18 protein-coding genes and 2 tRNA genes are annotated in these 21,148 nt (G+C 42.7%); 9 read left to right on the top strand and 11 right to left on the bottom strand.

Features of this window, described 5'->3' with window-relative positions:
* Position 1 precedes the first annotated feature (1 nt).
* From rsxB to Q4561_RS08570, 4 genes are all read right to left on the bottom strand, one after another.
* The gene (gene rsxB / locus Q4561_RS08585; RefSeq protein ID WP_129737263.1) at positions 2 to 571 is read right to left on the bottom strand and encodes an electron transport complex subunit RsxB; all 570 of its coding nucleotides are present in this window, start codon (positions 569 to 571) and stop codon (positions 2 to 4) included.
* Positions 571 to 1,152, bottom strand: coding sequence for an electron transport complex subunit RsxA (gene rsxA, locus Q4561_RS08580; RefSeq protein ID WP_303459205.1), 582 nt, complete (start codon positions 1,150 to 1,152; stop codon positions 571 to 573). Before rsxA ends, rsxB begins: the two co-directional genes overlap by 1 nt.
* Before the next feature lie 214 nt (positions 1,153 to 1,366).
* Positions 1,367 to 1,443: transfer RNA gene (locus tag Q4561_RS08575), tRNA-Asn, on the bottom strand.
* 27 nt (positions 1,444 to 1,470) lie between these two features.
* Positions 1,471 to 1,547, bottom strand: a tRNA-Asn gene (locus Q4561_RS08570).
* A gap of 1,165 nt (positions 1,548 to 2,712) precedes the next feature.
* Between Q4561_RS08570 and Q4561_RS08565 the strand changes: the two genes are divergently transcribed.
* The 5 genes from Q4561_RS08565 to Q4561_RS08545 all read left to right on the top strand — a co-directional run bounded on the left by Q4561_RS08565 (position 2,713) and on the right by Q4561_RS08545 (position 8,039).
* Positions 2,713 to 4,002: an MATE family efflux transporter gene (locus Q4561_RS08565; protein ID WP_303459413.1), complete on the top strand. Its 1,290-nt coding sequence runs from the start codon at positions 2,713 to 2,715 to the stop codon at positions 4,000 to 4,002.
* A gap of 28 nt (positions 4,003 to 4,030) precedes the next feature.
* Positions 4,031 to 6,046 (top strand): excinuclease ABC subunit UvrB, encoded by a 2,016-nt coding sequence (uvrB, locus tag Q4561_RS08560; protein WP_062086974.1) that lies wholly within the window; start codon positions 4,031 to 4,033, stop codon positions 6,044 to 6,046.
* A 180-nt stretch (positions 6,047 to 6,226) separates the two neighbouring features.
* Complete coding sequence (locus Q4561_RS08555; protein WP_303459202.1) at positions 6,227 to 7,153, top strand: LysR family transcriptional regulator; 927 nt, start codon at positions 6,227 to 6,229, stop codon at positions 7,151 to 7,153.
* A 74-nt stretch (positions 7,154 to 7,227) separates the two neighbouring features.
* Complete coding sequence (locus tag Q4561_RS08550) at positions 7,228 to 7,593, top strand: hypothetical protein (RefSeq protein WP_303459200.1); 366 nt, start codon at positions 7,228 to 7,230, stop codon at positions 7,591 to 7,593.
* A gap of 146 nt (positions 7,594 to 7,739) precedes the next feature.
* The gene (locus Q4561_RS08545; protein ID WP_368411526.1) at positions 7,740 to 8,039 is read left to right on the top strand and encodes a hypothetical protein; all 300 of its coding nucleotides are present in this window, start codon (positions 7,740 to 7,742) and stop codon (positions 8,037 to 8,039) included.
* Positions 8,040 to 8,055: 16 nt separating this feature from the next.
* On the opposite strand, the gene queC is transcribed toward Q4561_RS08545, so the two are convergent.
* Positions 8,056 to 8,712 (bottom strand): 7-cyano-7-deazaguanine synthase QueC, encoded by a 657-nt coding sequence (queC, locus tag Q4561_RS08540; protein ID WP_303459194.1) that lies wholly within the window; start codon positions 8,710 to 8,712, stop codon positions 8,056 to 8,058.
* A gap of 117 nt (positions 8,713 to 8,829) precedes the next feature.
* On the opposite strand from queC, the gene queE reads away from it, so the two are divergent.
* Both queE and Q4561_RS08530 read left to right on the top strand, forming a co-directional pair.
* A complete protein-coding gene (queE, locus tag Q4561_RS08535; protein ID WP_303459411.1) occupies positions 8,830 to 9,480 on the top strand; it encodes a 7-carboxy-7-deazaguanine synthase QueE in 651 nt (216 codons plus the stop codon).
* Positions 9,481 to 9,537: 57 nt separating this feature from the next.
* Positions 9,538 to 10,389, top strand: a complete 852-nt coding sequence (locus Q4561_RS08530) for an amino acid ABC transporter substrate-binding protein (protein ID WP_303459409.1) — start codon at positions 9,538 to 9,540, stop codon at positions 10,387 to 10,389.
* A 97-nt stretch (positions 10,390 to 10,486) separates the two neighbouring features.
* On the opposite strand, the gene asnB is transcribed toward Q4561_RS08530, so the two are convergent.
* Positions 10,487 to 12,160, bottom strand: coding sequence for an asparagine synthase B (asnB, locus tag Q4561_RS08525; RefSeq protein WP_303459192.1), 1,674 nt, complete (start codon positions 12,158 to 12,160; stop codon positions 10,487 to 10,489).
* 391 nt (positions 12,161 to 12,551) lie between these two features.
* Between asnB and Q4561_RS08520 the strand changes: the two genes are divergently transcribed.
* Positions 12,552 to 13,334, top strand: coding sequence for an RMD1 family protein (locus Q4561_RS08520; protein WP_303459190.1), 783 nt, complete (start codon positions 12,552 to 12,554; stop codon positions 13,332 to 13,334).
* Positions 13,335 to 13,431: 97 nt separating this feature from the next.
* Here Q4561_RS08520 and Q4561_RS08515 read toward each other — a convergent pair whose 3' ends face one another.
* Positions 13,432 to 15,120: a M28 family metallopeptidase gene (locus tag Q4561_RS08515; RefSeq protein ID WP_303459187.1), complete on the bottom strand. Its 1,689-nt coding sequence runs from the start codon at positions 15,118 to 15,120 to the stop codon at positions 13,432 to 13,434.
* Positions 15,121 to 15,189: 69 nt separating this feature from the next.
* Here Q4561_RS08515 and Q4561_RS08510 point away from each other — a divergent pair, with 69 nt between their 5' ends.
* Positions 15,190 to 16,119, top strand: coding sequence for a DUF3025 domain-containing protein (locus Q4561_RS08510; protein ID WP_303459184.1), 930 nt, complete (start codon positions 15,190 to 15,192; stop codon positions 16,117 to 16,119).
* A gap of 64 nt (positions 16,120 to 16,183) precedes the next feature.
* Here Q4561_RS08510 and Q4561_RS08505 read toward each other — a convergent pair whose 3' ends face one another.
* From Q4561_RS08505 to cysQ, 4 genes are all read right to left on the bottom strand, one after another.
* Positions 16,184 to 16,885 (bottom strand): YIP1 family protein, encoded by a 702-nt coding sequence (locus tag Q4561_RS08505; RefSeq protein ID WP_303459182.1) that lies wholly within the window; start codon positions 16,883 to 16,885, stop codon positions 16,184 to 16,186.
* A 299-nt stretch (positions 16,886 to 17,184) separates the two neighbouring features.
* On the bottom strand, positions 17,185 to 18,912 hold the full coding sequence (locus Q4561_RS08500) for an SLC13 family permease (RefSeq protein WP_303459179.1): 1,728 nt from the start codon (positions 18,910 to 18,912) through the stop codon (positions 17,185 to 17,187).
* Positions 18,913 to 18,931: 19 nt separating this feature from the next.
* The gene (cysN, locus tag Q4561_RS08495; RefSeq protein WP_303459176.1) at positions 18,932 to 20,347 is read right to left on the bottom strand and encodes a sulfate adenylyltransferase subunit CysN; all 1,416 of its coding nucleotides are present in this window, start codon (positions 20,345 to 20,347) and stop codon (positions 18,932 to 18,934) included.
* A 1-nt stretch (position 20,348) separates the two neighbouring features.
* Positions 20,349 to 21,131, bottom strand: coding sequence for a 3'(2'),5'-bisphosphate nucleotidase CysQ (cysQ, locus tag Q4561_RS08490; RefSeq protein WP_218395421.1), 783 nt, complete (start codon positions 21,129 to 21,131; stop codon positions 20,349 to 20,351).
* Positions 21,132 to 21,148 lie beyond the last annotated feature (17 nt).

Raw genomic sequence — 21,148 nt, 5'->3', positions numbered from 1 at the left:
CTTACGACACCATTTTAATTGGAATGTCACCTTTCGGTGATGAGGAAAAATCCCACTTCCATGTTGCTGTTGTTGGTGTAACAGGCACCATGTCGATACAGTCTACGGGGCAGGGGTCTACACACAGGTCGCAACCCGTACACTCTTCAACAATTACCGTATGCATGTGCTTAGCTGCGCCTAAAATGGCGTCAACAGGGCATGCTTGAATACACTTGGTACACCCAATACATTCATCTTCTCGAATGAAGGCGACTTTTTTCGTATCTTCTTCGCCGTGAGCTGCGTCTAGAGGCTTGGGCTCTACACCCATTAAATCGGCGAGTTTTTTAATCGTCGATTCACCACCTGGAGGGCATTTGTTAATTTCATCCCCATTAGCAATGGCTTCTGCATAGGGTTTGCAACCAGGGTAGCCACATTGTCCACATTGAGTTTGGGGCAATATTTCATCGATTTGATCAACCAGTGGGTCGCCTTCCACTTTGAATCGAATACTGGCATAACCCAAAATTAAGCCAAATAAGAGTGCTAGCGCCCCTAATGCGACAATGGCGTACGTCATGGTCATTATATTTTCACCAAGCCGCTAAAGCCCATAAATGCTAATGACATCAGACCCGCAGTAATCATGGCAATAGATGCACCTTTAAAGGAAACCGGTACATCGGCAGCGGCTAATCGTTCTCGCATGGCTGCAAACAAAACCAGCACCAAAGAAAAACCAACCGCAGCACCAAAGCCATAAATTAGGCTTTCCATAAAGTTATGTTGCTCAGTTAAGTTGAGTAGTGCCACGCCGAGTACGGCACAGTTAGTAGTGATCAGTGGAAGAAAGATACCTAATAGGCGATACAGGGTAGGGCTAGTTTTATGCACCACCATTTCAGTGAACTGAACCACAACGGCAATCACTAAAATAAACGCTAGCGTCCGAAGGTAGCCAATACCAAGAGGTGCCAGTAAGTATGTCTCTACGAGGTAGCTGGTGGCAGAGGCAAGGGTTAACACAAACGTGGTGGCCATAGACATGCCCATAGCCGTTTCGAGCTTACTCGATACCCCCATAAAAGGGCATAGGCCAAGGAACTTCACCAACACGAAGTTATTAACTAATACAGTACCAATTAATAGTAATAAAAATTCAGTCATGAAATATCGCAATTCCTACGAGGAATTAGTTGAGCTAAGGCATAACAGCCCTACTCGAAATTGAAACAAGAATAATCCGTCTATTATCGCTTTTTAGGCGCAGATTAACAACTTGATTGAATTAGGGTTATTTAATGATTTTAGAAGTTATTGCTGAAATAAAGAAATGCAAGGAATAACGAAAGAGAAGTGATGCTTGAATGAGCCAACCAAGTGGCTCCCCCTCCCCGATTCGAACGGGGGACCTGCGGATTAACAGTCCGTCGCTCTAACCAACTGAGCTAAGGGGGAATTGCACTTAAGTTGTCGATGAAAAGTTGGCTCCCCTTCCCCGATTCGAACGGGGGACCTGCGGATTAACAGTCCGTCGCTCTAACCAACTGAGCTAAAGGGGACCTGCTTTTCAACGGGGCGGAATATTAAAGAGCATCTGGGTTTCTGTCAACAACCTTAATGAAATATTTATGCTAAGTGGTCAAAAAATAGCTTTTTAGGTGTTTTGTGCACAAATTTGCACCAAAAGCGAGAAAGCGATGCTTAATAAGTGAGCGAGAATTGGTATCGGGCTATTTAACTGCGTTATCAACAGAATAAATTTTTACCCATAGACGCTACATTTGCTCAGTATCAAAATTCGCTTCCTATATAATAAAAAAGAATAAAAAATGTTTTGTGTACTGGTAATATGTACAGGGTTTAATAAATATGTAACCTACAGCTTAGGATCTCAAGGTTAGTCTTCACTTACCTAATTTCGGACTAGTTACCCACCATATGGCGTAAATGCTGGGTTTGAGCTACTTATCCACTAATTCTGTGGATAACTATGTTGATAGTTATTAACCTTGGGATAAATTGGTAAGATCATGGTGTTAATGATCGAGAGTGAAGAGCAGGTGATCAATCTAAAAATATATATTTATTAATGTGTTACCGATATTCTCCGGATCTCTTTAAGAGATCTTACCAGATCTATTGGACAAAAAATATCTTGTGTGTTAATTCGTCGACTATCAGTTACTTTTTCGACGATATAACAGAATGAAAAGAAAGGTTTACATTTTTTTTACATTCTAATTATTGCACTCTTAAGCGATAATTCGCATTTAATCTCTATTTAGCCTGTCTTAAAAGCGCAATCTAGCCGTAATGAAATTGTCATCACGTAAAATGATGTTATTTCGTAAACTAAACGTTCTCAATCGGAACCTTGAATTATTAAAATAGGGTGTTGGTGAGTTTCTAGCCCAATGTCTTCATGAAACGTGTAAATTAGTCATTAGTCTAAGAGTGAATGCGGGTAAAGACGTTAAAACTCGCATCCAACCTTTGCTTTGTCGATTTAACATAGCCAATCTGGGTAGTCTCACTTAGACTACAGATAGCTTCTCGTTAGTTGGCTAAAGTAGTGTTTTATAACAAATCATTATTTTTAAAAGCCAATTAACCGAACCAAACAACATTCTGAGAGGGTTTGTGAAAACAAACGAGTCCCCGAGTCGAGCCGCGAATCTGTTAGACGGTGATATTTCTTCAACATTAAAGCGCATGACTATTCCGATGATATTGGGCATGGTCATGATGATGAGCTTTGGGTTAATTGATACCTTTTTCGTCAGCTTACTGGGCACCGAGCCCCTTGCCGCTATCAGTTTTACTTTTCCCGTCACTTTTACCGTTATTAGTTTGAATATTGGATTAGGAATAGGTACGTCGGCCATTATTGGCAAGTTGCAGGGCAGTGGCGAGTTAAGCGAGTCGAAAAATTACGCCACGGGGTCGCTCATGCTTTCGGCTATTTTGGTCGGCACGTTGGCACTTATTGGTTATTTAACCATTGAACCTATTTTCACTTTGCTGAATGCATCGCCAACGTTATTACCTTATATAAGAGATTATATGACGTTGTGGTATGCATCTAGCGTGTTCTTGTCACTGCCAATGGTGGGTAATAGTGTTTTAAGGGCCTGTGGCGACACCCGAACGCCAAGTATTGTAATGGCAACTGTTGGCGGCTTGAATGCATTGCTCGATCCTTTATTTATTTTTGGTGCGGGACCTATTCCAGCGATGGGCATTCAAGGTGCTGCGCTAGCAACCTTATTAGCCTGGCTTGTAGGCGCTGCATGGATACTTTATTTACTCGCGGTAAAAAGAGAGCTAATTCTTCCTCGTTTGCTTTCGTTATCAGAATTGAAAGCGGTAAGCGGCAATGTGCTAAAAATAGGGCTGCCTGCTGCAGGGGCAAATATGCTTACGCCAATAGCCGGTGGAGTAATGACCGCGGTAGTGGCCGGTTATGGAGCTGAAGCTGTGGCGGCATGGGGAGTAGGGAGCAGAATGGAGTCTATTGCCAGTATAGTGGTACTTGCACTTTCTATGACATTGCCACCCTTTATTAGCCAGAACGTGGGTGCAAATAAATTCGATAGAGTGCATAGCGCCTATATGCTGTCGTTAAAATTTGTGCTTTTTTGGCAGTTATTCGTATTTGTTTTTATGTGGGTGTGTTCTGGCTGGATTGCCGTAGCCTTTACCAGTGAACCCGAGGTTAGCCGTTTTATCCAATTGTTTTTGATGATTGTGCCCTTAGGTTATGGCATGCAGGGTATTATTATTTTAACGAATTCTTCGTTAAACGCGATGCACCGACCCTTGAGTGCATTGGCGTTGAGTGTCATCAGATTGTTTGTATTTTTTGTGCCAATAAGTATTGCGGGAAGTTACTTTTTCGGTTTAACCGGATTGTACTGGGGGACGGTAGTGGCAAACATTGCCATGGCGACCGTGTCTTTTGTCGTATTCAAAAATTCGCTCTCGATATTTAAACAGGAACAACATGCTACCTAGGTGGCAAGGTAAATAAGGTATTTGATTAATGAGTAAAGGTTTTGAACTTCATTCAAGCTACAAGCCAGCCGGCGATCAACCTGCTGCCATAGAAACCCTTGTTGATGGGTTAGAAAGTGGCCTAGCAGCGCAAACCCTGTTAGGGGTAACCGGTTCGGGTAAAACTTTTACCATGGCGAATGTTATTAGTGAAGTTCAAAGGCCAACACTTATTATGGCGCATAACAAAACCTTGGCGGCACAGCTGTACGGAGAAATGAAAGATTTTTTCCCTAACAATGCAGTTGAGTATTTTGTTTCTTACTACGATTACTATCAGCCTGAAGCATATGTACCTAGTACGGATACCTTCATCGAAAAAGATGCGTCGATAAACGATCACATCGAGCAAATGCGTTTGTCTGCCACAAAAGCATTGATGGAACGCCGAGATGTAGTGATTGTGGCCAGTGTGTCTGCTATTTATGGCTTGGGTGATCCTGAGTCGTACATGAAAATGCTTTTGCATTTGCGACAGGGCGATACGATGGATCAACGCGATATTTTGCGCCGACTTGCCGAGCTACAGTACAAGCGCAACGATCTCGCTTTTGAACGAGGTACGTTTCGTGTGCGCGGCGATGTGATTGACATTTTCCCTGCTGATTCTGAAAAACAAGCTGTTCGAGTTGAGCTTTTTGATGATGAGATAGATAAAATTAGCTTATTCGACCCCCTTACCGGTGCGGTAGATAAGTCAGTTGTTCGCGCCACGGTATTCCCGAAAACCCATTACGTAACACCGCGCGAGAAAATTCTTGATGCTATTGAGCACATAAAAGGCGAATTGAAGTCTAGAAAGGCACAGCTTTTAGAAATTAATAAGCTGATAGAAGAGCAGCGAATTTCTCAGCGTACTCAATTTGATATTGAGATGATGATGGAGCTTGGTTATTGCTCGGGTATAGAAAACTACTCACGTTATCTTTCAGGCCGAGCACCTGGCGAGCCGCCCCCAACCTTATTAGATTACTTCCCTGCTGATGGCCTTATGTTCATTGATGAATCCCACGTAACGGTTTCTCAAATTGGTGCCATGTATAAAGGGGATCGTTCTAGAAAAGAAACCCTAGTGGAATATGGATTCCGTTTACCTTCAGCACTTGATAATAGACCGCTTAAATTTGAAGAGTTTGAACAGATTTGCCCGCAAACGGTATATGTGTCCGCAACGCCTGGTGAATATGAACTTAAAAAGACCCATGGCGACATTGTAGAGCAAGTGGTGCGCCCAACAGGGCTGTTAGATCCCATCATTGAAGTGCGCCCCGTCGCTACCCAAGTTGATGACGTATTATCGGAAATTCATAAACGGGTAGCCCTTGATGAAAGGGTACTTATTACCACGCTAACTAAACGCATGGCCGAAGACTTAAGTGAATATTTAAATGAACACGGCGTTAAAGTGCGGTATTTGCATTCTGATATCGACACGGTAGAACGAATAGAAATTATTCGTGACCTACGTATTGGTAAGTTCGACGTATTAGTGGGCATTAATTTACTTCGTGAAGGCTTAGATATGCCAGAGGTATCTTTGGTGGCTATTTTAGATGCCGATAAAGAAGGCTTTTTGCGAGCAGAGCGCTCACTTATTCAGACGATTGGTAGAGCGGCTCGTCACATCAACGGTCGCGCCATTTTATATGGCGACAAAATCACTAAATCTATGAAAAAAGCCATGGATGAAACTGAACGCCGCCGTGAAAAACAGGTAGAGTACAACAAGGCCAATAATATAACGCCGATGCGCTTGAATAAGCCGATTACCGATATTATGGATTTGGGCGAAGGAGCTCATCCTGCCTCCGGTAAAGTAAGGCTTCGCAAAGTAGAAGAGAAGAAAAAACAGAAGAAAGCGGCAAGTGCGACAGAGTTAATGGAGCAAATTTCCGAGCTTGAAAAGCAGATGTTTGAATACGCCCGAGAGCTTGAGTTTGAAAAAGCTGCGTCGTTAAGAGATGACGTAGAAGCGCTAAGAAAGCAGGTGGTTGCCTTGTCGTAATGCACTGAATGGTGATTTTGTTTAGAAAATAATCACGTTGAAATTGATTTAATCGCATATAACAGATTGTTTATCGCAGAGATTTACTTAAAATTGTCGTTGTAATCGGGGCCTCAGTTGCTTATAGTTAGTACTTAAGTATCTATAACCATACCTATAATAATTAATAATGGTCCCTATATGTTAAATCGTCTTCAAGAATCAGACATCAAATTATTACGTGTGTTCTATGCGGTAGCAAGCTGTAATGGTTTTACCGCTGCAGAACATGTTCTTCGCATGCAGCGCCCTAATATCAGCGCTGCTATTAAAAAGCTTGAAGAACGTCTTGATTTAGTACTTTGCCACCGCGGCCGCGGTGGCTTTCAAATGACAAAAGAAGGCGAGGTGGTTTTCCAAGAAACCAAGCGCATTTTTAACGCCTTTGATAACTTCGTTTTTAATTTGAAGTCGTTACATGATGATTACTCTGGGCATATCACCTTAGTATTAATGGCTGGCCTTCCGCTTTCTATGCATTTAGCTGTGAGTAAAGCGGTAAAAAGCACCATGAAAAAGTTTGACGATATTCACGTTAATATCCAAACTCGTTTATACAACGAAGTGGAACATGTCGCATTATCTGGAGAGTGTCATTTAGTTGTATCTACCTACGATATGGTTAAGCCTGAATCGGTGACCTTTCACCCTGTAGGCATACACACAGATGGTCGCTTATATTGTTCGCCTACACACCCATTGGCAAAATATCGCGATACGGCATTACCGGATAAAATTAACATTGAAGACTATCCCGCTATTGGGATTTCAGGCTTATCATCGGCAAACTATATTGATAACGAAGCTCGATTAGCTATTCAAACTTTCTCAGACTCGTTTGATGCAGCTATGTCTGCCATTATGACCGGTGAATACATTGGTATTCTGCCTGACTACATGGCAAAAGAGCAGGGCGCTGCACTAGGATTGGTACCTATTGCTAATGGCAGTCTATATAACTTTAGCCATGAATTATTTGTGATGAACGGTAAAAATACCCGTTTGAATCCTGTTTTACGTCATTGCATCAAAGAACTCGCTTACTTCATCGGAGAAAGCCAGAAGTAAATTACATCGCGAGTTAATAAATTTATGAAAGCGCCTTGTGAAAACAGGGCGTTTTTGGTTTTGCTTGAAAGGAATTGTCTATTTTCTTCCTGACTAAATTGCTCTCGTTCTTTTTCGGAACTTATCTGTGCTTTTCACTGCACCATCATTTTGATGTGCCTGTGGTGTTAGCTGCCGCGGTTACGGGATTACTCGGTAGTTTTTGGCACTGGCCTAAAAAATTTGGCAATCACCCTCAAGCGGCTATCTATGCTGGGGCGTTTGCGGGGATGTGTTCAAGTGCCATTATCACTGGTTGGGAAGCGCTGTTATTTATTTCTGTAGTAGGAGCCGGGGTATATACCCTTACGCGCAATATTTTCGAAGGTTTTGGTGGGCGACTCGGCGCTATCGCTTTTACTGCGGTAAGTAGCCTAGTGCTGCTTAGGGCATTGTTTTGATAGAGTTATTAGTTTTTTTATGTACCCTTGCAGGGGCATTTACTACTTATAGATTGGCTAAGCTGCCTAAATTTAACGTCATCCGAGCATCTAGTGCGTTAACCATACTATTTTACTTTTCTGCTTTAATAATAGAAAAATGGCTAATGGCTGAAAATATAATCGCTACAAGTGCAGATATCGCTGCGAGTATAGAAAGCACTGAGACCTATAGCGCTGAATTCTGGGCGACGGTGTTTTTCGGGGGCAGTTTTGTAGGCATGAGTGCACCCCATCGCTTTTCATATTATCTACTGACAATGTCGTCTTTATGTTTTGCGGTTATTTTTATGCTGCTGTTGCCTTTGCTTGAAGGAGTAGGTGGCGCGTTAGGTTGTAGCGCCTTTATTTCAGTGGCAGTGAGCCATTCGTTAAGATTGGCGGGGAACAAACTAAAAGGCGCCTAAACAGGCGCCTCAGTGTTTATTCGTAGCTAAGTGGATCAGTACAGTGATTTTCTCTAAAAGCTTCTAAGCGCTCTTCACAGGCTCCGCATTTACCGCAGGCTTTCTCTCTTCCATTATAGCATGTCCATGTTTCGCCATAGTCTAAGCCCATCTTCAAACCGGCGGTTAAAATAGCGGTTTTACTTTCTTTAATATAGGGCGTAACAATCTCTACTGGGGTGTAATTAGCAATGCGACAAACATCACTCATCTTTTCCACAAACTCAGGGCGACAGTCAGGATAAATAGCGTGATCGCCCGAGTGGGCACCATAATAGACTTCGTTCGCTTCTAGGCTTACGGCATAGCCTACCGCTAGCGACAGCAAAATCATATTACGATTAGGTACTACCGTTTGCTTCATGCTGGGCTCTTCGTAATGCCCTTCTGGTACATCGATATCAGAGGTTAACGAAGAACCGCCAATTAGACTGTTAATGGCACTAATATCCACAATCTTATGAGGCACGTTTAGAGATTTACACACCGCCGCTGCATAATCTAATTCTTTCTTATGGCGCTGGCCATAGTCGAAAGAAAGGGCGTGAACGGTCTTACCATCACGTAAGGCTTTGTGTAAAACAGTGAATGAGTCCATTCCACCTGAATAGATAACAACAACGTTTTCTGACATAGTTTTAAAGTTTTAAGAAATTATGCCCGAATTTTATGTGATCCTTGGTAAAATCGAAACATACAATCGTTAAAGGGTGACATTTTGTCGAAATTAATCACGCTGAACATCAATGAAATGTTCGAAACCATCCAAGGAGAGGGGGCGCATACTGGTATTCCGTCTATCTTCGTCCGTTTACAAGGGTGTCCTGTAGGTTGCCCATGGTGTGATACCAAACATACTTGGACGCTAGACAATGCTTTGGTAACTACTGCACAACAGGTTATAGACAAAACTAACGAGTCTGAGCATTTTTTTGAAATTGATGAACATAAGTTACTCGCTTTGTTTGCTGAGCAAGGCTATGTGGCTAAGCACGTTGTTATTACAGGCGGTGAACCATGTATGTATGACTTACGTCCGCTTACCAGCTTGTTGCATGACAATGGTTACTCAACGCAAATAGAAACAAGTGGTACTTATGAAGTGCTGTGTGATGATAGGACTTATGTCACAGTATCGCCTAAAATAAACATGAAAGGGGGCATGCCTGTGTTAATTAGCGCCCTTGAACGTGCAAACGAAATAAAACATCCTATTGCTATGCAAAAGCATATTGATGAGTTAGATGCCTTGCTTGCAGGAGTATCTTCATTAGCGGGTAAGCAGGTATGTTTACAACCGATTAGTCAGCAGCCACGGGCAACCCAATTGGCGGTGGAAACCTGCATCGCACGTAATTGGCGGTTATCGTTACAAACGCATAAATATATTGGTATAGAGTAAATTGCAAAAACGTGACATCAAAGGAGTTCGATAATGGCGTTGAAGTATGTAAAAGCGATGCTGTTTTTTTGTGGGTTATGTATAAGTACACAAAGTTTAGCGGCACTGTGGACCATTAACTACCCCAGACCATTAGAAGACTCTGATGCCCGCGCTGAATATCCTATCGCGCTACTAAAGCTTGCGCTGGATAAAACGGGGGTTAATTATGAATTGTTGCCTTCCGATCGTATTTTGTTATCGTCAAAAGCACTACGACAACTTCGTGAGAATCGCGAAGTGAATGTGGTGTGGAGTATGACTGACAGCCAACGTGAAAAAGACCTTATCCCTATTCGAATTCCTATTGCAAAGGGCCTGATTGGCCTTCGTGTATTTGTTATTAATGTGGATAGGGAAGCTGAGTTTGCTCGGATATCATCTAAAAACGAATTATTGAATTTTACCCCGCTGCAAGGTGAAGAATGGCCTGATACTAAAATACTGCAGGCTAATGGTTTCAATGTGGCTACCGTGCCAAACTTCAAAGATGCTTATTCGCTGCTGCTTCAGAACAAAGGGGAGTTTTTTCCTCGGTCGGTTATCGAAGTGTCAGCAGAGCTTGCCGAGCGATCCGCTTCCCTTGTACTAGAGCCAAACATGGCTATCTACTACCCTACGGCCATGTATTACTTCGTGAGTAAGGGTAACCTCACACTAGCTAGGCTAATTGAAACGGGATTAAATAGAGCTATTGAAGACGGGTCTTTCGATGCCCTGTTTAAATCGTCGAATGACGACTTATTGGAAGCGTTGAACGTTAAAAATAGGAAAATTTACACACTAGATAACCCGTTGCTGCCTCCTGAAACGCCTTTAGCTGATAAACGGCTTTGGTATGTGGTTGAAGAAGACCAAGATCAAAACTAGCCCGTTATTTAAATATCTACCGTCTTAATTTACTCATAAAAAAACACGGCCTTGGCCGTGTTTTTTGTTTTGCATTTATTAGGGCGTTTAACTAAAACTAGTCAGAAGCACCTGAATGCACGTCTTTCATAGAGCGACCTGAAGGATCGGCATTGTTCTTAAAGCTTTCATCCCACTCAAGCGCTTCAACCGTACTACAGGCAATCGATTTGCCACTAGGTACGCAACGTGCTGCGCTTTCTTGCGGGAAGTAACTTTCGAAGATAGTACGGTAGTAGTAACCTTCTTTGGTATCTGGTGTGTTCACTGGGAAGCGGAACTCAGCAGAAGCAAATTGTTGGTCAGATACTTCGTTCTCTACGAAATCACGGATAGAATCAATCCAAGAATAGCCTACGCCATCACCGAACTGCTCTTTTTGACGCCATAGCACTTCGGCAGGCAAAGTATCGCCGTTGTCGAACGCTTTACGTAAAATCCATTTTTCCATTTTGCCATCAAGACACATTTTATCTTGTGGGTTTAAGCGCATGGCCACGTCGATAAAGTTTTTATCTAGGAATGGTACACGGGCTTCTACACCCCATGCCGAAGTTGCCTTGTTCGCACGAGCACAATCGAACAAGTGAAGACGATCTAGTTTACGTACCGTTTCTTCGTGGAACTCTTTCGCATTTGGCGCTTTGTGGAAGTATAAGTACCCACCAAAAATCTCATCAGCACCTTCACCAGACAATACCATCTTAATACCCATGGCTTTAATCTTGCGGGTCATTAGGTACATTGGCGTTGCCGCACGAATGGTAGTGGTATCGTAGGTTTCTAGGTGGAAAATCACGTCACGAATGGCATCAAGCCCTTCTTGAATAGTGAAGTGAATTTCGTGGTGTACAGTACCAATCATATCGGCTACTTTCTTAGCAGCTTTCAAATCTGGTGCACCTTCAAGACCTACCGCGAAGCTATGCAGGCGAGGCCACCAAGCTTCTGTTTTATCTTCGTCTTCTACACGTTTTGCAACGTACTTAGCTGCAATTGCAGAGACTAATGATGAGTCCAAACCGCCAGATAACAATACCGCATAAGGTACATCTGACATCATGTGAGATTTCACTGATTTTTCAAACGCTACACGTAAATCGTCTAGGTTAGTGGTGTTGTCTTTTACTGCATCGTATTCCATCCAATCACGCTTGTAATACTTCGTGATTTGACCGTCTTTACTCCACAGGTAATGCCCTGGAGGAAATTCGCTGATGGTTTTACAAATTGGGGCCAACGCTTTCATTTCTGAAGCAACGTAGAAGTTGCCGTGCTCATCGTAACCTGTGTATAGAGGGATAATACCCATATGGTCGCGAGCAATTAGATAAGCATCTTGTTCGTCGTCATAAAGAACAAATGAGAACATGCCTTCTAATTCATCAACAAAGCTCACACCTTTTTGTTGAAAAAGCGGAAGAATTACTTCGCAATCTGAGCGAGTTTTAAATGGATACGGTTCTGCTAAATCATCAGCGAGCTGCTTGTGATTATAAATTTCGCCATTTACGGCTAGTACTTGTTTGCCATTTTGGCTGATAAGCGGCTGAGCGCCAGTGTCCACATCAACAATAGCCAATCTTTCGTGACAAAGAATGGTATTGTCATTATTCCAGATTCCCGACCAGTCAGGGCCACGGTGGCGCAATAATTTTGTTAGTTCGAGGGCTTGGGTTCTGAGTTCAGACACATCGGTTTTGATATCAAGGATACCGAAAATACCACACATAAAACGGATTCTCTCTGTTCACTTGTTGAAAAATAATTGAGGTTTTTTCTGTCGGGTACTCGCGAACGAGTTGGCGAAGGTATTGTTGTTTTTTTTAATCGCGCTTTCGCATGCCTTGAATGTGCCAGTCTGACAGGAAATTGCAAGTACAATATGATGAGAAAATGGAAATTGTTATTCCAAAACTCTCTGTTCTTTGTGCAAACAGGTACGGATACAGATTGATATACCAAACAAGTCGCGCAAATAGTAGCCAGAATAGCACGGCTTCTCTGATATTTTCATATCGAATATATTTTGTAACAAACTGAATTTAATAGATTTATATTTATATCTCTTTAGCTTTTTTAAGCGCATAATCTGCCGGTTTTTTCAACACCTGGAAAAGGGTATGCAATTTTCAAATGACCGAGTTTCGGTTTATGTTATTCCTGACGTAGATAGCCTTCAAATGGACGCTAGTATTCAGGGTTCGCGCTATCGTGATGCCATGCACATTGAAGTGACTGGCGGTGAAGCTTGGCTTTTCGAGTATGGCGTGGTGGTTTTTTGGGGCGTGGTAGAAGAAGAGCGAGTTGCTCTACTTAACCGGCTTCAGGTTAGTCCAAGGTTATTGTCGGGGATTCATCAAGAGCACCTGCAATTTGCATTTACTAGTGATGTACTAAGGCTGCAACGAGACTTAATTACCTTGTCTATTGACGATCCATTACTTCGGCTGTCTATAAGCCATGGGTTAGCGCAATCAATTAAGCTCAATGAATACGAGCATAAAGCGCAAGATACCATTACGCGCTATGCGTATTTGCCGAAAGCATTGGCCGAAACGGGTAAGATAACATTACGTCGCCCCGCGTTGGCAAAAATACGTGGGCACTTGTTTAGCACCAAAAGTGACATCTTTTTGCATTACGGGTTGCTCGATACCCCAGAATTCTTTTGGGAGTACCCAGAATATGAGCATGCATATAATGCCACGGCGCGATATTTAGATATTCGACCTAGGGTAGACGTGCTTTCAAACAAATTGGATGTGATTCACGAGTTGTTCGAGATGTTGGCTGAGGAGCTAAATCACAAACACTCATCATTTTTGGAATGGATAATTATTATCTTGATTGCGTTTGAAATCGCCACCTTTGGGGCCGAAGAGCTCAAAGCCCTATTTATGTAATTGGGGCTATTAGCACATATTGCTGCAGTAATAAAAAAGCCCTGTATCCACAGGGCTTATTTCTTATTAAGCGCTTGTCTTAACGACAGGCTAAAACTCAGTCTTTACGTTGAAACTCGCTGGTTTCTTTCCAGGCTGGCCATTGCTTAGCGTTAGCAACGTTAAAGCCCACATCGAACAATAGTTGGGTATCTTGAACAATGCCGCTTAAATCCCAATCGTCACGGTATTGGTCACACACTTGGTGATAACAGCCTGTCACAATCACATTCATACGTTTACGGTATTTAGCGGTTGCCTCGTCAGCGGGCTCATTGCCCCCTTCAGCATACAGCGCAGGTACGCCTTTTTTCGCAAAGCTGAAGTGGTCTGAGCGATAATAATAACCCGCTTCCGGGCGGTCTTCCTGAGTTAAACTTCTGCCTTGTTTATCAGCAGCAGTTTTAAGGTAATCTTCTAAGTCAGACTTACCCATGCCTACCACGGCAACGTTCTTAGTCTTCCCAAGTACGTTCATGGCATCCATATTGATATTGGCCACCGTATCTTCCAATGGGATGACGGCGTTGTCTGCGTAGTATTTACTGCCCAATAAGCCTTGTTCTTCCGCGGTAACGACAAGAAACGATACAGAACGCTTCGGAGCAACATCTAGGTTTGCGTAGGCTTTGGCCATCGCTAGAATAGCAGCGCTTCCTGTGGCGTTATCGTGTGCGCCATTGTAGATATTGTCGCCTTCTTTGGTTTCATCTTTTCCTAGATGATCCCAGTGTGCGGTGAAAATAACGTGTTCATCGGGTAATTCTGAGCCAGGCAGGGTAGCAATAACATTGTGACTTTCAGATTTTTCAAATGCATTTTGCACGGTTACCGACGCATTGATATCCATCGCTTTGTGATATGGCCCTAGCTTGGCTTGGTTTTTTTCTTCTTGAAAGTCAAAACCAGCATCTGCGAACACTTTTTCAGCGGCGCTTAAGGTTAACCATCCTTCAATAGCCACCCGGCTAGCGCCTTTGTCTTTAGTGACTAACCCATATTGTGGGCCACTCCAGCTATTCGCCACAACCGACCAGCCGTAAGAGGCTGGGGCAGTCTCATGAACAATCAATGCACCTGCAGCACCTTGGCGGCTGGCTTCTTCGTATTTATAACTCCAGCGACCGTAGTAGGTCATCGTCGTGCCTTGGAATTTACCGCTCTCAGGGTTTTCGAAACCTGGATCGTTTACCAAAATCACTACGGTTTTACCGGTAACATCTAAACCTTCATAATCGTTCCAGTCGTATTCAGGTGCGTTAACGCCATAGCCTACAAATACCAGTTCTGAATTCTCAAGTGATACGGTTTCTTGCTCGCGCTTAGATGACGCAACCATGTCTTCCTTATACACAAAGCTATTATCACCAATCGTCATGGTCATATCTGGGTTAGCAGTAATTTCCATCAAGGCCACTTTTTGAAGGTAGCTGTCGCCGTTACCGGGTGATAGTCCTGCCTTTTCAAACTCACTGGTTAGATAATCCAGTGTTTTGGTTTCACCAATAGTGGTAGGTAGTCGGCCTTCAAATTCATCGGAAGATAGAATTTTTAACGGTTCGCGAATATCTGCATCTGAAATACTGGCGTACACCGAGTCAAAGTTTGACGCAGTTTCTTTTGTTTGGTTTTGCGTTTCTGATTGCGCAGTGTCGTTATCAAGTGCGTTTTCAGGCGCGTTATTAGGCGTGCAAGCACTTACCGCTGATACGGCAGTGACCAGCAAGGGCAAAAACATTTTTTTCATTCTTAGTCTCTGTTTGCTCTACAATGTTGCCCAGTATAGAGAAAACCTTTAGATGAACCAATATTAAGTATGCCAATACCTGTTACTCCTTGGTGTAAACACCACATTCAATCCCATGCTTCTTCGCCAGTACATACTTTGTTAACCGAGTTAAGGTTATTAGATGAAGCAGAATTTCCTACCGCGGCGAGACTAAACCGGTTACGTGAAGTGTTTCAGTCACAGTGGCAAGGACCTGTTTTTATCGCGCAAGGGGAGCTTTTTAATAGTGATAAAAGTGCAGAAAAAAGCAGTTATGAGAATGACACTCGGTATTATGAAGAAATTATCGCCGAGGATAACTGTGTACCTACCCGAGAAAATAGCTGGCACGATCTGTTTAACGCGCTTATTTGGATACAGTTTCCTGCCACAAAAGCACTGCTGAATAAGTTACATATGCAAGATATTGCGCAATATGGAGCTCACCCTAGGACCGAGCGACGAAACCGCATTACGCATTTTGATGAATGTGGGTTGGTGCTTGCATTAGAAGCAGGTGATGAAGATAAATCAAACCAGCTATTACATGCGCTAGCTCAGCATCACTGGGTTGATAGTTTTGTTACCCATAGGCATGAGTGGGGAGCCCATATAACCCCCTTTATTTTTGGTCATGCAAACCTTGAAATGATGCTATCACCTTTTATTGGTTTAACGGGGAAGTGGTTGGCAGTCAGTGTGCCTAAAGGGTTTAGCGAGATGTCGTATTGGCAGCAACGTGCCGAGGTAGATAAAGCGCTAGTGAATCGAATTGCTAAACTTGATGCCTTTAACAAATCACCGTTACTAAAGCCTATTCCCTTATTAGGTGTACCTAATTGGTTTAATAAGCAAGATACCGCTTTTTATAACAACAGCGAGTATTTTCGCCCCCTTAGGCAGGGAGCGAAACCTTCTATTCAGCTACCTTTGCATGATTGTTCTTCCGATAAAGAACGACATAAAGGAACAGCATAAAAGACCGTCATAAAGACACAATAGCTTGATATCACAAGCTCACTATATCCTATGACGACGGGTATTAGATAAGCGCTATTACTGCCCAAATGCCGTAAATGATTACGTAAGGGGCAGTAGCAATTATCGCTGCTTTTTTCGTTGAGAATGAGGTCCACTGAGTAATTCCTACCATGGTGAGATAGATAGTCCAAAACAGCTCAATACGAATAGCTTGAGCGAATGCAAACCACGGCGACGACATCTCCAACCCTAACGCGTAAGACAGCGATAGGGGAGCGAGTATGGCGGGAGATATTTGGTGATCACCTGATAACATGATCAGCGCTGCCGAAATCAGGCCCGTTAATACGTAAGGCATAGACACCCACCAAGTAAAACCATACCAATCTGTGTAGCCAAAAACATGGCTGTCATCGCTACGGGTGGTCAAATTTAAATACAGCGCGAAAATAGCATTAACAACAATTAGCCCAATAAAAGCCCCAATTAACTGAGAAATCATTAGCGTGTTTCTGTTGAAAAACGCTCTCATTTGGTCTTCTTCTGCCGGACTCATGGCTTCTTGAGCTGCAATATTAATATTAGCGAACCATTCAATATCAACGAAGTTTACGTACAAATATTGAGAAGCCAACGTAATCATCATGACGATGATAAACGGGATCCAGCTCCAATTATTTTTTTCTCCCACGGCGTTAAATACACCGTTGGGTCGAAAGAAAATATCGTTACACGCTTGAAAAGGGTTTGATACGGAATGCATCCATTGCTCCAAGAAAATTATATATTAGATTTTCCTAGGTTACTGATATCGCGAAGCTAAGTACAGGTTATGGTTAAACAATAGACCATGTTTTTGGTAAAACGGGTTTAATAATGAGTAAATTCGCGTAAAGCAGATATAAAGCGTTTGTACCGCTTCAAGCAACGCAGTTCGACACACTCCACATACAAAAAAGCCAGTATTAGTAAAATACTGGCCTCTTAATAACGGAATTAGCTTTGTCTCTAATTTAGTTAATGGCTAAGCTACTTACTTAACTCATTGATCGTTATGCTTTCCTAACGTAAATAAGTTAAGTTTAATAAGCAAAGTACTATAGCGCTATACAGCAGCGAGATAGGTAGCCCTATTCGGATGAAGTGGCTAAACTTATAATTGGCCGCATTAAACACCAACAAGTTAGTTTGGTATCCAAACGGCGATATAAAGCTGGCACTTGCTGCAAAGGCAACTGCTAACGCGAATGGCATTAGCGGTGCGCCTATAATTTCAACTAATCCATACGCAAACGGGAACATGAGCGCAGCAGCGGCGTTGTTGGTCACAAATTCCGTTAGCAGTAAGGTAGTAAAATACACCACGATTAACGCAATAAACCAGTCGGTATCGGCCAAATATGGAATTAACTGCGCAGTTGATATGGCAATAACTCCTGATGATTCAAGAGAGGTAGCAAGACTTAACGCCCCAACTATTACAATAATAAGGTTCAGCGGTAAATTACGCTTCATCTCACCGTTGTTCGTTACCTTAGAGCCAATCAGCACGGCCGCCAAAAACAACAGGCCTATCGCGAGTGAAATAATATCTGCCGCGGCTAAGGTCACTACAGTCAGGAAACCACCAAGGGTTATCCATTCTTGGCGGTTGGTTAACGGGCGAGAGATTTTTTGCTCAGACAATATAAAGAAGTTTTTACTTAAATTTTGGCGAGTGTTGAAATCTGGCCCTGCGGCAAGCAACAGAAAATCACCTGCTTTTAGCTTTATTTCACCTAGCTTACCTGATAGTTGCTCGCCGTCACGACGAATAGCCACGACGGCCGAATCAAACAAAGCTCTAAAACCGAGGTTCTTAATGGTTTGACCAATGATTTGGGCACGGTTTGCTACCACTACTTCGGTTAAGCTTTCACGCAAAATACCGTCGGTTTCAGCAAAGGTGGTTAACCCTTTTATATGGCTTAAGTTATCAAGCTTTTGCACATTACCGGTAAAGATAAGTTTGTCATTCTCTGCAATTACCAAATCTGGGCTTACAGGTGAAATAAGATTCCCATCACGAACCACTTCAACTAAAAATAACTCAGGCAAGTTACGTAGATGATTCTGTTCTACCGTTTTACCAATTAACTCCGAGCCCGAATTTACTTTTGCTTCCACCATGTACTCTTGGTAGTTGGCATTTTTATTTGCAATATTAGGCAGCAATGGCGTAAGTACAAACATGAGTACACCGCAGCTTAAACCGGCAACTAGCCCATATAATGTGAAGTCAAAAAAGTTGAACCCAGGGTGGCCATGCTCTTGTAAAAAGCTATCTACAATTAGGTTGGTCGAAGTACCAATTAAGGTCACCGTTCCACCGAGTATAGCGGCATAAGAAAGCGGAATAAGTAAGCGCGAGGCGGGGTGATATTGATTTTGCTTTATAGGCCCTATAAGACTGGCCACTATAGCGGTATTGTTTAACAGCGCTGATGAAATAAAGGTGAGTGAAAACAGTTTCCAATACGACTTAGAGAAACTGGTACTTACTAGTTTTCTACCAATACGCTTTATTAACGCAGTTTTGTCTATTGCGCTACTGACTAACAGCAGCAAGACAAGAGTGATTAACCCTTTGTTGGTTAAATTCAACAAAATGTCATCAAGTGACAATTGTTGTGAAACCACTAGTAATAACACGGCGCCTGAAAAAACAGTAGACGGGCGCTGATTCGAAAAAATCAGCGCAAAAATCGTGCTGGCGAAAATCGCCAGCACGATAAACTGGTTAATATCCATATATTTTCCAGTCCTGCTTTTACAGCTTGCTAATGTCCACAGCGCTCCAATGAGGGAAGTGCTTCCGTACTAGCGCATTAAACTCTAATTCAAACTCTGAGAAGTCTGGAGAAGCGTGTTGTGCATCTTTAGCAAGTTCATCAATGATCATACCTGCACCAACAGTGCTGTTAGTCATGCGATCAATAACGATGAAAGAACCAGTAGGGCGGTTACGTTTGTACGGGTCGCACGCTACGGTTTGAGTAAATTTCACATCTACCACACCAATTTCATTCAAGTTAAGGTGCATAGCGTCTTTTTCTTCAAGGGTGTTCACATCAATTGAGTTATCGATATGAGACACAACACCTGTCGTCGACTTAGTCGCAAACTTAAACAAGAACTGCTTGTTTGGCATAAGTGGCTCTTCGTCCATCCATACCAAATGTGTTTTAAACTGGGTAGAAAGTAGTGGCAAGTTACCTGATTTAACAATCATGTCGCCACGTGAAATATCAATTTCATCTTCCAGTGTAAGGGTAACCGCTTGAGGTACATAAGCACGCTCTTGGTCGCCTTCAAAAGTCACAATCGATTTTACTTTCGACGTTTTTCCAGAAGGAAGTGCAGTTACTTCGTCGCCTGGTTCAATTTGACCAGATACAACCGTACCCGCAAACCCACGAAAATCTAGGTTAGGGCGGTTCACGTACTGAACAGGGAAACGGAAATCATCATGATTATCGTCTTCACCAATTTTCGTGTTCTCTAGCATCTGCATAAGCGGAATACCATCGAACCATGGTGTGTGTTCGCTCACGTTTACTACGTTGTCACCTTCAAGAGCTGAAAGCGGTACGAATTGAATATCTGGAATATCCAATTGTTCTGCAAATTTCAGGTAGTCTTGCTGAATCTGGTTGTACACTTCTTCAGAGTAATCCATCAAGTCCATTTTGTTGATAGCAACAATAACGTGCTTAATACCTAACAAAGATACTAGGAACGAGTGACGTTTAGTCTGTACTTTTACACCGCCACGGGCGTCAACAAGAATGATGGCAAGGTCGCACGTAGATGCACCAGTTACCATGTTACGTGTGTACTGCTCATGCCCTGGAGTATCTGCAATAATAAACTTACGCTTATCAGTAGAGAAGTAGCGGTACGCTACGTCAATCGTAATACCTTGCTCACGTTCTGACTGAAGGCCATCAACCAATAAGGCTAAATCGACTTTCTCACCAGTAGTACCTGATTTTTTGCTGTCTTTAGTAATTGCAGCAAGTTGGTCTTCATAAATCATTTTTGAATCATGAAGTAGGCGACCGATTAGGGTACTTTTACCGTCATCAACGCTTCCGCATGTAAGGAAACGTAGCATGTCTTTTTGTTCGTGTTGCTCAAGGTAAGACAGTATGTCTTGCTTTAATAAATTGTTTTCGTTGTTCATGTTATGCGCTCACAAGGAAAAAGGGGTTTAACACAGACTCTTTTTGGTTGTAAGTAAGAGCGTCGGCGTTGTCATTTAACGGATCGTTCGGGTCTAGCACAGTTACGTTAGCACCTGCAGCTAGGGCTACAGCATGGGCTGCGCCTGTATCCCATTCAGATGTGGGGCCTAAACGAGGGTAAAGGTGGGCTTCACCTTCCGCCACTAGGCATAGTTTCAATGAACTCCCCATGGCCACTAATTCAGTTTCACCTTCAAGTTGGGAAAGTAAATTTTGAATTTCAGGGCTTTGGTGAGAGCGGCTGCCTACTATTTTCCATACTTCAGCACCATCGTGCTTACGTGCAGATATAGCAGTAAATTCGCCGTTTACTTCAGTCCATGCGCCTTCACCCACAATGCCTACATAACTTTTGTTAAGTGCTGGTGCGTACACTACACCCATCGTAGGTTTGCCGTCTTCAATCAACGCAATATTTACTGTGAACTCACCATTCTTTTTGATGAATTCTTTCGTGCCATCTAATGGGTCAACAAGCCAGTAAGACTGCCATTGCTTGCGTTCATCCCATGAAATATCTGCCGATTCTTCCGATAAAATAGGAAGGTCAGATTCTTTTTCAAGGGCATCAACAATTACGTTATGCGCCGCTAAGTCTGCTTCGGTTAACGGACTGGTATCTTGTTTTTCATAAATGGCGAAATCTTTATCGTAAATCGCCATTATTTTATCGCCTGCTTCTTTAGCAATGCGAAGAATGGTTTGTGCCAGTGTATTAGTCATTGTATTAGCCTGGGCCA

Source organism: Alteromonas sp. 1_MG-2023 (assembly GCF_030547075.1).
Classification (GTDB): Bacteria; Pseudomonadota; Gammaproteobacteria; order Enterobacterales; family Alteromonadaceae; genus Alteromonas.
The sequence above is the reverse complement of the archived record's forward strand: the minus strand, read 5'-3'. Positions and strand labels throughout refer to the sequence as shown.

Excerpts from the sequence above, each read along its gene's own strand:
- rsxB (WP_129737263.1), bottom strand. The coding sequence starts at position 571 with ATGACCATGACGTACGCCATTGTCGCATTAGGGGCGCTAGCACTCTTA.
- rsxA (WP_303459205.1), bottom strand. The coding sequence starts at position 1,152 with ATGACTGAATTTTTATTACTATTAATTGGTACTGTATTAGTTAATAAC.
- Q4561_RS08565 (WP_303459413.1), top strand. The coding sequence starts at position 2,713 with ATGATATTGGGCATGGTCATGATGATGAGCTTTGGGTTAATTGATACC.
- uvrB (WP_062086974.1), top strand. The coding sequence starts at position 4,031 with ATGAGTAAAGGTTTTGAACTTCATTCAAGCTACAAGCCAGCCGGCGAT.
- Q4561_RS08555 (WP_303459202.1), top strand. The coding sequence starts at position 6,227 with ATGTTAAATCGTCTTCAAGAATCAGACATCAAATTATTACGTGTGTTC.
- Q4561_RS08545 (WP_368411526.1), top strand. The coding sequence starts at position 7,740 with ATGGCTGAAAATATAATCGCTACAAGTGCAGATATCGCTGCGAGTATA.
- queC (WP_303459194.1), bottom strand. The coding sequence starts at position 8,712 with ATGTCAGAAAACGTTGTTGTTATCTATTCAGGTGGAATGGACTCATTC.
- queE (WP_303459411.1), top strand. The coding sequence starts at position 8,830 with ATGTTCGAAACCATCCAAGGAGAGGGGGCGCATACTGGTATTCCGTCT.
- Q4561_RS08530 (WP_303459409.1), top strand. The coding sequence starts at position 9,538 with ATGCTGTTTTTTTGTGGGTTATGTATAAGTACACAAAGTTTAGCGGCA.
- asnB (WP_303459192.1), bottom strand. The coding sequence starts at position 12,160 with ATGTGTGGTATTTTCGGTATCCTTGATATCAAAACCGATGTGTCTGAA.
- Q4561_RS08520 (WP_303459190.1), top strand. The coding sequence starts at position 12,552 with ATGCAATTTTCAAATGACCGAGTTTCGGTTTATGTTATTCCTGACGTA.
- Q4561_RS08515 (WP_303459187.1), bottom strand. The coding sequence starts at position 15,120 with ATGAAAAAAATGTTTTTGCCCTTGCTGGTCACTGCCGTATCAGCGGTA.
- Q4561_RS08510 (WP_303459184.1), top strand. The coding sequence starts at position 15,190 with ATGCCAATACCTGTTACTCCTTGGTGTAAACACCACATTCAATCCCAT.
- Q4561_RS08505 (WP_303459182.1), bottom strand. The coding sequence starts at position 16,885 with ATGCATTCCGTATCAAACCCTTTTCAAGCGTGTAACGATATTTTCTTT.
- Q4561_RS08500 (WP_303459179.1), bottom strand. The coding sequence starts at position 18,912 with ATGGATATTAACCAGTTTATCGTGCTGGCGATTTTCGCCAGCACGATT.
- cysN (WP_303459176.1), bottom strand. The coding sequence starts at position 20,347 with ATGAACAACGAAAACAATTTATTAAAGCAAGACATACTGTCTTACCTT.
- cysQ (WP_218395421.1), bottom strand. The coding sequence starts at position 21,131 with ATGACTAATACACTGGCACAAACCATTCTTCGCATTGCTAAAGAAGCA.